At 64.8% G+C, this 13,259-nt stretch carries 10 protein-coding genes; 8 read left to right on the plus strand and 2 right to left on the minus strand.

The window, feature by feature from the left end:
* Positions 1-53: 53 nt before the first annotated feature.
* The gene (locus AC04PH_RS06850; RefSeq protein WP_483064997.1) at positions 54-1,829 is read right to left on the minus strand and encodes a trypsin-like peptidase domain-containing protein; all 1,776 of its coding nucleotides are present in this window, start codon (positions 1,827-1,829) and stop codon (positions 54-56) included.
* Between the two features lie 168 nt (positions 1,830-1,997).
* Between AC04PH_RS06850 and AC04PH_RS06855 the strand changes: the two genes are divergently transcribed.
* The 8 genes from AC04PH_RS06855 to glmM all read left to right on the plus strand — a co-directional run bounded on the left by AC04PH_RS06855 (position 1,998) and on the right by glmM (position 12,321).
* Positions 1,998-2,918, plus strand: a complete 921-nt coding sequence (locus AC04PH_RS06855) for a glycine--tRNA ligase subunit alpha (protein WP_483064998.1) — start codon at positions 1,998-2,000, stop codon at positions 2,916-2,918.
* A gap of 32 nt (positions 2,919-2,950) precedes the next feature.
* Positions 2,951-3,445 (plus strand): DUF6446 family protein, encoded by a 495-nt coding sequence (locus AC04PH_RS06860; RefSeq protein ID WP_483064999.1) that lies wholly within the window; start codon positions 2,951-2,953, stop codon positions 3,443-3,445.
* A complete protein-coding gene (gene glyS / locus AC04PH_RS06865; protein ID WP_483065000.1) occupies positions 3,445-5,502 on the plus strand; it encodes a glycine--tRNA ligase subunit beta in 2,058 nt (685 codons plus the stop codon). Before AC04PH_RS06860 ends, glyS begins: the two co-directional genes overlap by 1 nt.
* A 118-nt stretch (positions 5,503-5,620) precedes the next feature.
* A complete protein-coding gene (locus tag AC04PH_RS06870; protein WP_483066162.1) occupies positions 5,621-8,131 on the plus strand; it encodes a putative PEP-binding protein in 2,511 nt (836 codons plus the stop codon).
* 148 nt (positions 8,132-8,279) lie between these two features.
* Positions 8,280-8,957 (plus strand): cell wall hydrolase, encoded by a 678-nt coding sequence (locus AC04PH_RS06875; protein WP_483065001.1) that lies wholly within the window; start codon positions 8,280-8,282, stop codon positions 8,955-8,957.
* A gap of 97 nt (positions 8,958-9,054) precedes the next feature.
* Positions 9,055-9,969, plus strand: a complete 915-nt coding sequence (locus AC04PH_RS06880) for a dihydroneopterin aldolase (RefSeq protein ID WP_483065002.1) — start codon at positions 9,055-9,057, stop codon at positions 9,967-9,969.
* A 29-nt stretch (positions 9,970-9,998) separates the two neighbouring features.
* Entirely contained in the window at positions 9,999-10,985 is a 987-nt protein-coding gene (folP, locus tag AC04PH_RS06885) for a dihydropteroate synthase (RefSeq protein WP_483065003.1), read from the plus strand.
* On the plus strand, positions 10,978-12,321 hold the full coding sequence (glmM, locus tag AC04PH_RS06890) for a phosphoglucosamine mutase (protein WP_483065004.1): 1,344 nt from the start codon (positions 10,978-10,980) through the stop codon (positions 12,319-12,321). Before folP ends, glmM begins: the two co-directional genes overlap by 8 nt.
* Here glmM and AC04PH_RS06895 read toward each other — a convergent pair.
* Positions 12,318-13,220 (minus strand): DMT family transporter, encoded by a 903-nt coding sequence (locus AC04PH_RS06895; RefSeq protein WP_483065005.1) that lies wholly within the window; start codon positions 13,218-13,220, stop codon positions 12,318-12,320. The genes glmM and AC04PH_RS06895 overlap by 4 nt on opposite strands.
* Positions 13,221-13,259 lie beyond the last annotated feature (39 nt).

Below are 13,259 nucleotides of genomic sequence, written 5' to 3' on the forward strand. Positions count from 1 at the left end.
AAAAACGCCCGGTCGGGAACCGGGCGTTTGCTCAACTCAACCGAAGTGGCAACTTACCAGCAACTCACCAGCACCGTCACATCCGCCGCGCGCAGTGTCAGCGTTTCGGGCGGCATGAAAGCCACGGTGTCGGTCGTCTCGACCGCGATTCCGGCCCCGTTCAATGAGGCCACGATCTGTTCGGCATCGACGGCAAAGCTCACCTCGGGCGGCAACACCTGACCGCCGGTTGCGGTATCGGGCAGCAACATGCCCAGCACCGCACCGCCGTTGTCGAAGACAGGCCCGCCCGCGTCGCCGTCCTGCGCGTTCAGCGCCAGCCGTTTCACCTCGTCCTCGCCGTTCAGCCCGCGAATATCCGCCAGCTTGCCGAAAGTCAGCGCAGGCTGCACCAGCACGCCGCCGTAGGGGTAGCCTGCCACGGCCACCTCGGACTGCAGGCGCGGTACGGCGGTCTGGAATGCCGCGATCCCGATGGGGGCCAGCGCCGTGTCCGGGCGCAACACGGCCAGCCCCAGCGTCTCGTCCAGATGCGCCACCGTCGCGTCATGCGTCTGATCGATGGTGATCCGCTCGCAGCCCTGCACGACCTCTGCCGTGGTCAGCACCGACCCGCGATTGTCGACATAGAACCCGCTGCGCGACAACGACGGCTTGCGCACCTCCAGCCCGGCCACAAGGTCGATGGCCTGATTTTCGTCCGGCACCGCGATGGCCGGGTCCAGTACGCCGGGAATGGTGGCGAAACTGGCCTGCATGTTCTGCAGCACGCGGGCGCGGCGTTCCTCGTCGCCAGCAGGCCAGATCAGCGAAAAGCCCTTGATCTGCCCATCGCGCAGCGTGGCGGTGGTGTAGGAGTGGATGCCGTCACCGATCCCCTCGATTTCGAACGAACTGTTGTTGCGGGTCCGCGGACCGTCGACCGGGATGATCGCAAGCGTCTGCAGGATTTCATAAAGACCGAACAGCCGTGTCTGGTCGCCCTCCTGACTGATCAGCAGAACATGCGCGTCCAGATCGCCCTTGGGTTCGAACCGGGCGAAAGGCGGCTCGTATTCGGCGAACTCCACGACACCGGTGGGGATCATCATTTCGATCCCCGTCGCATTGTCGCGCACCATCTGCAGGTCCATGCCCTCCAGCACGGCGTTGTAGTCGGCGATCAGTTCGGCGCGTTGTGCGGTGGTCAGGATACCCGTGACCTCGTGATTGTTCGCCTCCTGCCAGGCGCGCATGGACGCCCGCGTGCCGCGCCCGAAGGACCCGTCGATGGCGGCGGTATAGAACCCGCCCCATTGCAGTGCGATCTGCAGAAGTTCCTTTTCCGGCCGTGTCAACGCGGCCTCCGACGCGCGCGCCTCGGCCACTGTTTCGTCCGGCGTGGCGATGACCGGCGTTTCGACCACAGGCTCTGTCGTCTCGGTCTGGCTGGTCACATCGCCGGTTTCGGTCCCTTCGGTCACGCTTGTCCCCGGAAGCGGTTGCGCCGTGGTCTCGGCCCCGACCCCGATCGGCCAGAACTGCTGCCGAAAATTGTTGCCCCGCGCGATGAAGGCGTCGCGCGGAATGCGCCCCTCGTTCCGCAAACGGCGGCGCAGCGTTTCCGCGTCGTCCGGCGCGTAGGGCCCCAGCACGATCCCGTACCAGCCGGAGCCCAGATAGAACCCCGCCACATTGTCCAGCTGTGCGGCATAGGCGCGCACGCGGTCCTGTGCCTGGGTCAGGGTCGGTTGCGCCTCGACCTGAATCCAGACGGTGCTTTGCGCGGCGGCGGACAGGGTCAGGAACAGCGTAACGCCAAGGGCGGCGATGAGCCGGAAAATATACATCAATCTTATCACTCTAATCTCGGATCGCAGGTTGCGGCAGAACCTAGCAGATGACACGGGCCGCGCACCCCGATTCGTGCGGTGCGGCAAAGAATTAAGCGCCCGTGGCCTAATTGACCCGCCCCGTCGCGCACCCTATTGAACGCGCACAGACGATGGAGATGGCACATGGCCGACAAACCGCGCAGTTTTCAGGAGATCATCCTGCGGCTTCAGACCTATTGGTCGGGGCAGGGCTGCGCCGTGATGCAGCCCTACGACATGGAAGTCGGTGCCGGCACGTTCCACCCCGCGACCACCCTGCGCTCGCTTGGCGCGCAACCCTGGGCCGCGGCCTACGTCCAGCCCTCGCGTCGCCCGACCGACGGACGCTATGGTGAAAACCCGAACCGGTTGCAGCACTACTATCAGTATCAGGTGCTGATCAAACCGTCGCCGCCCGATCTGCAGGCGCTTTACCTCGGCTCGCTCGACGCCATCGGCGTGAATGCGGCGTTGCACGACATCCGCTTTGTCGAGGATGACTGGGAAAGCCCGACACTGGGTGCCTGGGGGCTGGGCTGGGAAGTCTGGTGCGACGGCATGGAAGTCTCGCAGTTCACCTATTTTCAGCAGGTCGGCGGGCACGACTGCAAACCTGTGTCCGGGGAGCTGACATACGGTCTGGAACGTCTGGCGATGTATATTCTCGACGTCGATCACGTCATGGACATGCCGTTCAACGACCCCGGCGCACCAATCCCGCTGACCTACGGCGACGTGTTCAAACAGACCGAAGAGGAATACGCCCGCTGGAACTTCGACGTGGCCGATACCGACACGCTGTTGCAGCACTTCAGGGACGCGGAGGCGGAATGCGAACGCATCCTCGCGCAACCCTATGACGATCCGAAAACCGGAAAGCGCATCATCATGGCGCACCCGGCCTATGATCAGTGCATCAAGGCCAGCCACCTGTTCAACCTGCTCGACGCACGCGGCGTGATCTCCGTCACCGAACGGCAGGCCTATATCGGGCGCGTGCGCGCGCTGGCCAAGGCCTGCGCCGATGCCTTCGTGCAGACCGGTGCCGCCGGGGCGGCGGCATGAATGCGGGGCGCGTTTTCATTGTGGGGCTGGGCATGACCGCGCTACTTGCCGGGGCGGCGATGTATTACCTGCAGGTCTATGGTTTCTACGAGGAAATCAGTGCCGAGGTTGCAGATGTGCAATTGACCTCGCTGGTGACCGGCGAGCCGGAGCAGATATTGTTCGAAAACTTCAGGGCCATCGACAGCGACAGTAGCCCGGTGCGCTACCGTGCCTGCTTTGACACTGCGATGTCGCTGGCGACCCTGACCGAAACCTACGAAATCTACGACGCCGCCGAACCGCTGGTCGCACCCAATTGGTTCGACTGTTTCGATGCCCGCGCCATCGGCGAAGACCTCGAATCCGGTATGGCGATCGCCTTTCTGGGGCAGGAGAACATCCAGTACGGCATCGACCGGATCGTCGCCGTCTATCCCGATGGCCGCGCCTTTGCGTGGCACCAGATCAACGCCTGCGGCGAGGTCGTCTTTGACGGCGAACCGGCCCCCGAAGACTGCCCCGAACCTCCTGAAAGTCTGAACTGATGCCCGCCACCCGTGACCTTATGATTGAACTTTTTTCCGAGGAAATCCCGGCGCGGATGCAGGGCAAGGCGGCTGCCGACCTGCAGAAACTGGTGACCGACGGTCTGGTCGAGGCTGGTCTGACCTATGCCGGGGCCGCCGCCTTCGCCACGCCGCGCCGTCTGGCGCTGTCGGTCGAGGGGCTGATGGCCGAAAGCAAGCCCGTGCGTGAAGAACGCAAGGGCCCGTCCGTCTCCGCTCCAGACAAGGCGGTCGACGGCTTTCTGCGTTCCACCGGCCTGACCCGCGACCAGCTCGAGGTCCGCGACGAAAAGAAGGGTCAGACCTATTTCGCGGTGATCGAAAAGCCGGGCCGTATGGCCGCCGACATCGTGGCCGAGGTGCTCGAAAAAACGATCCGTAATTTCCCCTGGCCGAAATCCATGCGCTGGGGCGCCGGCACCCTGCGCTGGGTCCGCCCGCTGCATTCCATTCTCTGCATCCTGAGCGACGAGAGCGGCGCTGAGGTGGTGCAGCTGACCGTCGACGGGATCACCGCGAGCGACGTGACGCGCGGCCATCGGTTCATGGCACCGGACGCATTTTCTGTCGTATCTTTCGATGATTACGAGGCGAAGCTCAAGCGCGCGAAGGTCGTCCTGCGCGCCGACACCCGTGCCGAAACAATCTGGCACGACGCGACCAATCACGCTTTCGCGCAGGGGCTGGAGGTGGTCGCGGATCGCGGGCTTCTGGCAGAAGTTGCGGGGCTGGTGGAATGGCCGGTCGTGCTGATGGGCAGGATCGCCGACGACTTCCTCGACCTGCCGCCGGAGGTGCTGCAAACCTCGATGAAGGAACATCAGAAGTTCTTTTCAGTGAAGAACACCAAGACCGGTCGGATCGAACGTTTCGTGACGGTCGCCAACATCGAGACGCCGGACGATGGCGCGACGATCCTGGCGGGCAACGAAAAGGTGCTCTTCGCCCGGCTGTCTGATGCGAAATTCTTTTGGGACAATGACTTGCGTGTCGCCAGGGACGGGATGGAGTCTTGGGTGAAGGGTTTGAAAGACGTGACCTTCCACAACAAGCTCGGCTCGCAAATCGACCGGGTCGAACGTATCGCCTCACTCGCCCGCGAAATCGCGCCCATGGTCGGTGCCGATGCCGATCAGGCTGCAGAGGCCGCGCGGATCGCCAAGGCCGATCTGCGGTCCGAGATGGTTGGGGAATTCCCGGAATTACAGGGGCTTATGGGCCGTTATTACGCCAAAGCCGCTGGCCGCGATCCCGCCGTGGCCGAGGCCGTGGAAATGCACTGGAAACCGCTCGGCCCGTCCGAGGACGTGCCGACCGCGCCGGTGTCCGTAGCTGTGGCGCTGGCTGACAAGATCGACACGCTGACGGGCTTTTGGGCAATCGACGAGAAGCCGACCGGCTCGAAGGATCCCTTTGCTCTGCGTCGCGCGGCGCTGGGGGTGATCCGGTTGATTTTGGATAATGCTCTGACATTGCCCTTGGCCCGAATTTTCGGCGAAAATTCATGGTCATCCGATCTCCTCGCCTTTTTCCACGATCGGCTCAAGGTGTTCCTCAAGGATCAGGGCATCCGCCACGACATTATCGACGCCTGCATCGCGATGCCGGGGAGCGACGATCTGACGCTCTTGGTGAAACGGGCGCGGGCGTTGGCGGAGACGCTCAAGACCGACGACGGGGAAAACCTGTTGCAGGGGTTCAAGCGGGCGAACAATATTCTGACGCAGGCCGAGGCGAAGGACGGCGTGGAATATTCCTATGGTGCCGACGTGAAGTTTGCCGAGGAACCGGCTGAAAAGGCGCTGTTTTCCGCGCTCGACGCCGCCGAGGCAAAGATCGCCCCGGCGATGGCGGCAGAGGATTTCAGCGCGGCGATGACCGCGATGGCAGACTTGCGCGGCCCGATTGACGCTTTCTTTACCGATGTGCAGGTAAACGCAGACAGCGAAATCATCCGGAGGAACCGTCTCAACCTGCTCAGCCGTATCCGCACGATCTGCCTTTCGGTGGCGGATCTGACGCGGATCGAAGGCTAAGCATTTCTTTACATCCCGGGGCGGCGGCCCCTATGTTGCAGGCACAGCAACGAAAGATGCCGCAGTGCAGCACCCACGGACCTTTGAACCGGTGACGTTGATCACCGCGACCGCGCCGATGTCGGCGGAGGTGCATGGTGGCCGTGCGAAATGCCTGCAACGGCTGGTGCGGCTCGACATGCCGGTGCCGACGACGGTGGCCCTGTCGTTCGACGCGGTGCATCAGATCGCGATCGGCAAGATGCCCGCCATCGCGGATATCCTGTTTCCGTTCGGCGATACGCCGCTGTTGTCCGTGCGCCCGTCCAGCCAGGACCCGGACTGGGGCGGGCCGGGGGCTATCCTGAATATCGGGATGTGTGACGCGCGTCACGCGGCGCTGTCGGACGAGATCGGCGAGGCGATGGCGACCCGGCTCTATCTGCGGTTCGTCCAGTCCTATGCCATTCACGTGGCCCGGCTGGACCCCGAGGAATTCGCCTTGCCCGCGACGGCGGGGGCGGAGGGCCTCAAGCATGCGCTGGATGCCTATGAGTTTGAAACCGACGCACCGTTTCCGCAGGACCCGGCGGTCCAGCTGACCGAGGTGCTGCGTTCCATGGCGCGCGCGTGGGACGGCACGACGGCGCGGCTGCTGCGACAGGCGAAAGGCGCGCCTGCCGATGCGGGGCTTGGGCTTGTGGTGCAGGCCATGGCGCTTGGCATCGGTCCGGGCGAATGTGGCACCGGCATGATCCAATACGTGGACAGCGCGACCGGGCAGTCGCAGATCACCGGCCGCTATCTGGGCCAGAGCCAGCGTCGTGAGGCATTGGGCGATGTCGAAGGGGCGATCTATCTGACCCGCGACGACCGTGGGCCTGCACTGGAAGAGCTGTGCCCGGAGGTTTTCGCCCAGCTTGTCGGCTATGGCGACCTGTGCCGCAGACGGCTCCGCGAGGAGATGATGGTGGAATTTACCATCGAATCCGGTCGCTTGTGGGTGCTGGACGCGGTGCGGGTGCCTCGCTCCAGCCGTGCGGCGGTGCGGATCGCCGTGGCGCTGGCCGAAGACGAGATCATTCCGCGCGAAGAGGCGGTGATGCGCGTTCATCCGACCGCATTGTCCGAGATGCTGCACCGGCAGGTCGATCCGGCCGCCAAACGCGACCGGCTGGTGCGCGGCATCGCCGCCAGCCCGGGTGCCGCGTCGGGCCGGATCGTGCTGACCGCGGGCGACGCGCAGGCCAGTGCCGCGCGCGAGGAAGCCTGCGTGCTGGTCCGCCGCGAAACCTCTCCCGAGGACATTCGCGGGATGCACGCCGCACAGGCCGTGCTGACCATGCGCGGCGGGATCACCAGCCATGCCGCGGTGATCGGTCGCGGGCTGGGTCTGCCCTGCGTCGTCGGCGCATCTGACCTGATGATCGACCTCAAGAAGCGGATCATCGTGACACCGGACGGCCGCAGCTTTGCCGAAGGCGACGTGATTACCGTCGATGGCACCTCCGGTGATGTGCTGGCCGGCGAGCCGCCGCTGCTGGAGGCAGCGCTGGACGGGGCGTTCCAGACCCTGCTCGACTGGGCGGACGCCATTCGCGACATCGGCGTGCGGGCCAATGCCGACACGCCGACGGACGCGCAGACCGCGCGCAATTTCGCCGCAGAGGGGATCGGCCTGTGCCGCACCGAGCATATGTTTTTCGGCGGCGAGCGGCTGGGTGTCATGCGCGAGATGATCTTTGCCGAAACCGCGGATGACCGGCGTGCCGTACTGGACCGGCTGCTCCCGATGCAGCGCACGGATTTCGGCGAGATGTTCAAGATCATGGCGGGGCGGCCGGTCTGCATTCGCCTGTTCGATCCGCCGCTGCACGAGTTCCTGCCCGGCGACCGTGCGGGGCTGCGCGATCTGTCGGAACAGCTGGCGCTGCCGCTGCATGACGTGACCGAACGCGTGGCGGCGCTCAGCGAATACAACCCCATGCTGGGGATGCGGGGTGTCCGGCTGGGTATCGCGATTCCCGAAATCTATGAAATGCAGGCCCGCGCGATCTTCGAGGCGGTCGTGGCATCGGACGCGGGCGTGGTGCCGGAGATCATGATCCCCCTGGTCAGTGCCATGAAAGAGGTCGAGCTGGTCAAATCGCGCATCGACGCCGAGGCCGCCACCGTCGCCGCCGCGCATAAATGCGAATTCGACTACCGTCTGGGCGTGATGGTCGAAACGCCCCGCGCTGCCCTGCGGGCCGAGGACATCGCGCAGCATGCGTCGTTCCTGTCATTCGGGACGAATGACCTGACGCAAATGACATACGGGCTGTCGCGCGACGATGCGGGGCGGTTCATGTCGGCCTATGTGCAGCAGGGCGTGTACGAGGAAGACCCGTTCCACAGTCTCGACATCGACGGGGTCGGTGAATTGCTGGCCATCGGTGCAGAGCGGGGGCGGCGTGGGCGGCCCGACGTGACGCTGTCGATCTGCGGAGAGCACGGCGGCACGCGGTCGGCCATCGCATTCTGCCGCCAGCAGGGGTTTCATTACGTGTCATGTTCGCCGTTCCGGGTGCCGGTTGCGCGGCTTTCCGCCGCCCAGCTGACGCTGGCGGACAGGTTGGCGGCAAAACCCGTCGCCGATGCGGCTCAGTAACCCATAGATTTCAGTAGCTTGACGGACTGTTTGCCGCGTCTCGCCTTGCGGTTGCGCACAGTCGTGCGCCGGTTTGACCTATAGGTCAAACTGTCCTAGAGACGCCGCGCCTGCGTGGGGCGATCCCGCGCGCAACGGAATTGAGAACATGCGGTTTGGACTGGGACATCTGACGTCGGCATTTGCCTTTGCGTTGACACTGGGGAGCGCATCCGCGGCCCATGCCGACGAGGGCGTATTGGCCAGCCGGCTTGGTGCGCTTCTGGGGCAGGAACGCGAGGCATTGGCGATGGTTCCCGACAGCCGCCTGTCCGCGCTGACGGTATTGCCACCCGCATCCGAGCGCGAAATCCAGACCGCACCTTCCACGGTCAGCTATGATAACAGCTATCTGGCCTCTTTGCCTGCCGCGTCGGGCGGCGCGCAGTGGGAATGTCTGTCCCAGGCGCTTTACCACGAGGCGCGGGGCGAGACGGCGCGCGGACTGTTCGCGGTGGGTGAGGTGATCCTGAACCGTGTCGACAGCGGGGCGTACCCCAACAGCGCCTGCGCCGTGATCAATCAGGGCACCGGTCGCCGGTTTGCCTGCCAGTTCACCTATACCTGCGACGGGCGCGCGGACACGATCCACGAGCGCGGCGCATACGAGCGCGTCGGCAAGGTCGCGCGGCTGCTGCTCGACGGCGCACCGCGGGAACTGACCGATGGCGCCACGCATTACCACACCCGCGCCGTCAGCCCGTCTTGGGCGCGTCGCTTCCCGCGCACGGCGACCATCGGATCGCATTATTTCTACCGTCAGCCGACCCGCACCGCCTCTAACTAGGTGTCGCCGCAGGGTGGTGGAGTGACGTGCAGGACGCTTGCTCTTGCGGCGGCGTGGCTCTATGCCGCCAGCAATCCAGGTGGGAACGGGTCGTGCCATGACAGATGAAATTCGCCTTGCCTTCGCGCATCCCAGCGAGCGCGCGGCGGCCAGTGCCGATCTGCCCTATGATCGTATCTCTTTGCGCGACTATGTCGCCGAGGTCGAGATCGGTGCGTTTCAGCAGGAGCGGGGCACGCTGCAGCGGGTGCGCTTTAACGTGGTGGTCGAGGTGCTGCCGCTGACCGGTCCGATCGACGACGACGTGGACCGGATTTTGTCCTACGACCGTGTGACCGAGGCGATTTCAGCTGAATTGGACGCCGAGCGGATCAACCTGCTGGAAACGCTCGCCGCGCGTGTGGCGGACCGGATTTTGCTGGAGCCTCAGGCGCAGCGTGTCTTCGTGCGGATCGAGAAGCTGGACCGCGGACCGTTTTCGCTGGGTGTCGAGATCGTGCGCGCACGGGACGGTCACGCCAGCGCCGTTCAGACCCATATCGAAGCCCCGCACCCGCGCGTCGTCTATCTGTCCAACGCCGCCATCGCCAGCGATTGCCTGACCGGATGGATCGACCATCTTGCCGCGCAGACGGCACCGCTGATCCTGGCAGTCGGGGCGGGGGCGACACCGGTGCCGGTGACCGGCCACGTGATGACCCAGCGCCGGATCGACCTGCTCGCCATCGAGCAGAACGCCTGGATGCTCGCCGCGCGCGATCACCGCTGCAAGGTGGTCGAGACGCGCACCGAACTCGACTGGGCGATGAAAAACGGGCAGATCTGTATCTGGGCCCCGTCGAAGATCGTGCTTGATGCCGTGGATGGCGCGACGGCCAGTCCGCGCGACGGCACCGCACTGGCGGCGTGGTTCGCAGGGCAAATGCAGGCAACCGAACTGCTTGTGATCGGTGCCGATGCCCCGGTGACCGACCTGACCGTGCGCTGTCATGCTGTGGATGTGTCGCTGTGACGATCTTTCACTGTCCGCAAGTTGCACCCTTGGCCGACCTGCCGCCGGACGCGGTGCCGCTGGCCGGGCAGGCGGCGCTAGGCTTTGACCGGGTGCGCGGCCTTGCGGATGATGGCACGGTCACATGGCACGATGCCCGCGATCTTGATCGGGCGACATTGGACCGGTTGAGTGGACCGCGCCCCGATCTGTGCGGGCTGTCGATGGACCGCCCCCGGATCATGGGTATTCTGAACGTGACGCCCGACAGCTTTTCCGACGGGGGCACGCTGCAGGACGTGGCTGCCGCCGTGGCGCGCGCGCGGGCGATGGCTGCCGATGCGGACATTCTGGATATCGGCGGCGAAAGCACGCGGCCCGGTGCCGATGACGTGCCGGTGGCCGAGGAAATCCGCCGCACCGCACCGGTGATCCGCGCGATCCGCGATGCGGGGATCGTGACACCGATCTCTATCGATACGCGCAAGGCCGCCGTGGCGCAGGCGGCGCTCGACGCCGGTGCCGATATGGTCAACGACGTGACAGCCATGCGCTTTGACCCGGAGATGGCCGCGACCGTCGCCGCCGCCGGGGTGCCGATCTGTCTGATGCATGCGCAGGGCGCGCCCAAGGACATGCAGATCAATCCCCACTACGACAACGTGACGACCGATGTTGCGACCCATCTTGTTGAGCGGATTTCTGCTGCCCTCTCCGCCGGGATCGCGCGATCCCGGCTGATCGTCGATCCGGGTATCGGATTTGGTAAAACTATGATACATAATGTGACATTACTGCGCGACCTCGCAGTGTATCATGATCTGGGCGTGCCCCTTCTTCTGGGCGCGTCACGAAAGCGTTTTATCGGCACCATTTCCGGGGCCGATGTGGCGTCTGATCGGTTGCCGGGGTCGGTGGCTGTTGCATTACATGGATTTGTGCGCGGCGTTCAGATCGTGCGGGTCCACGATACTTTGGAAACACGGCAGGCGTTGCGCCTGCACGGGGCATTGAGTGGGGTCGATGATTATGGCTGAGAAACTGTTCGGAACTGACGGTGTGCGCGGGCGGGCCAATGTGTACCCGATGACGTCCGATATGGCGCTGAAGATCGGTGCCGCGGCGGGCCGCTATTTCCGCAACGACGGGTCCAACGGGCACCGTGTCGTGATCGGCAAGGACACGCGGCTGTCGGGCTATATGTTCGAGAACGCGCTGACCGCAGGCCTGACCTCGACCGGCATGAACGTGCTGTTGCTGGGGCCGATCCCGACCCCGGCGGTCGGCATGCTGACCACGTCGATGCGGGCGGATGTCGGCATCATGATCTCTGCCAGCCACAACCCGCATCACGACAACGGGATCAAGTTTTTCGGGCCAGACGGGTTCAAACTGTCGGACGAGGCGCAGGCCACGATCGAGGACATGATCGCGGGCGAGATTTTGCCCGCGCAGGCCAACAACATCGGCCGGGCCAAACGGATCGACGACGGGCGTTTCCGCTATGCGGAGCGGATCAAGTCCACCTTCCCGAGCGGGATGCGGCTGGACGGTCTCAAGGTCGTCGTGGATTGCGCCAACGGTGCGGGCCACAAGGTCGCGCCCGAGGTGCTTTGGGAGATGGGCGCGATGGTGATCCCCGTCGGCGTGTCGCCCAACGGCTTCAACATCAACGAAGGCTGCGGGTCGACCAACACGCAACTGGCCGCCGAGACCATCATCACCCATGGCGCGGATGTCGGGATTTGCCTGGACGGCGACGCCGACCGCGTGATGATCCTGGACGAACGCGGGCAAGTGGCCGACGGCGACCAGATTATGGCGCTACTTGCCGGGCGCTGGGCGGACGAGGGGCGGTTGCAAGGCGATACCCTTGTGGCTACCGTCATGTCGAACCTCGGGCTTGAACGTTACCTTGACGGGCGCGGTTTGCGGCTGGAGCGCACGGCGGTCGGCGACCGTTATGTCGTCGAGAAGATGCGGCAGAACGGCTACAACCTTGGCGGCGAACAGTCCGGTCACATCGTGATGACGGATTACGCCACCACCGGCGACGGTCTGCTGGCCGGGGTGCAGTTCCTGGCCGCCATGGTCGACACCGGGTTGAAAGCCAGCGATCTGAGCGCGACGTTTGAAACCGTACCGCAGCTGCTCAAGAACGTGACCTACAGCGTCGGGCAGGACCCGTTGTCGTCGCAGTCCGTCGTCGCCGCGATCAGGGATGCAGAGATCCGCCTGACCGGCAAGGGCCGGTTGCTGATCCGCAAATCGGGGACCGAACCGCTGGTCCGCGTCATGGCGGAATGCGAGGATGCAATGCTGCTCGAACAGGTGGTCGATACCATCGTGGCCGAGGTGCAGTCGGTCGCCTAGCGCCGCGCCAACAGTCTGCGCAGGCCCGGCCACTGGCTGATCGCCACGCCGGACAGGATCAGCGCGAGGGCCGCGAAGAACCGCAGCGGCAGTGCTTCGCTCAAAATCCACGCGCCGAAGATCATCGACCAGACCGGGACCTGGTAGTTCACCAGCGTCATGAAAACCGCGCCTGCGCTGCGGATCGTCACCACCCGGATCAGCGCGGCCAGCGCGGTGGGCACGAACCCCAGAAACAGGATCGCCCAGGTGCTGCGTGCATCTGCCACCTGCGGGATGCCCTCGACGATCAACATGGCGGGAACGAGGGCGGCGGCTCCCACTGCCAAAAGGAGTGCCGCCATCGTGATCGGGTCGATCGGCGGGCAGCGGCGGGTCATGATGCTGGAGACCGCGTAGGAGATCGACGCGGCGACACAGGCGAGCTGGCCCAGCGGCTCCCACCCGGTGCCGATGCGCAGAACGGACGGGCCAATCAGGATCAGCGCACCGATGAAGCCCAGCACCACGCCTGCGGCACTGCGCAGGCTGAGTTTTTCATCCGTGAACAGATGTGCCAGCGGGAGGACGAAAAGCGGCAGTGCGGCCATCGAAATCCCGGCAAAGGCGGAAGGCACGTATTGCTGGCCCCAGCTGAGCAGCGCGAAGGGCAGGGCGGTGTTCAGCAGGCCGATCACGGTGAGGTATTTCACCATGCGCCGATCGAAGACCGGCAATGGCCGCCGCATTACCTGCATGATCGCCAGAAGCGCCACCGCCCCCAGCGCCGTGCGCGCGGCGGCGACGGTCAGCGGGCCGTAGCCGTCAAGCGCGATGCGCACGACCATGAACGTGCCGCCCCAGATCAGGCCGAGCGCGGCGATTGACAGCCAGTTGGACAGGGTGGGCGGATTGGTCATGACGGCCTTGAAATGTCGCGTGGCCCGTTTGTGGGGGCA

The organism is Yoonia sp. KMU-150, from assembly GCF_056858355.1.

Bases quoted from the DNA above. Each gene is read 5' to 3' on its own strand.
- AC04PH_RS06850 (WP_483064997.1), bottom strand. From the start codon at position 1,829: ATGTATATTTTCCGGCTCATCGCCGCCCTTGGCGTTACGCTGTTCCTG.
- AC04PH_RS06860 (WP_483064999.1), top strand. From the start codon at position 2,951: ATGACCGCGCTACTTGCCGGGGCGGCGATGTATTACCTGCAGGTCTAT.
- AC04PH_RS06895 (WP_483065005.1), bottom strand. From the start codon at position 13,220: ATGACCAATCCGCCCACCCTGTCCAACTGGCTGTCAATCGCCGCGCTC.
- AC04PH_RS06855 (WP_483064998.1), top strand. From the start codon at position 1,998: ATGGCCGACAAACCGCGCAGTTTTCAGGAGATCATCCTGCGGCTTCAG.
- AC04PH_RS06875 (WP_483065001.1), top strand. From the start codon at position 8,280: ATGCGGTTTGGACTGGGACATCTGACGTCGGCATTTGCCTTTGCGTTG.
- glmM (WP_483065004.1), top strand. From the start codon at position 10,978: ATGGCTGAGAAACTGTTCGGAACTGACGGTGTGCGCGGGCGGGCCAAT.
- glyS (WP_483065000.1), top strand. From the start codon at position 3,445: ATGCCCGCCACCCGTGACCTTATGATTGAACTTTTTTCCGAGGAAATC.
- AC04PH_RS06870 (WP_483066162.1), top strand. From the start codon at position 5,621: ATGTCGGCGGAGGTGCATGGTGGCCGTGCGAAATGCCTGCAACGGCTG.
- AC04PH_RS06880 (WP_483065002.1), top strand. From the start codon at position 9,055: ATGACAGATGAAATTCGCCTTGCCTTCGCGCATCCCAGCGAGCGCGCG.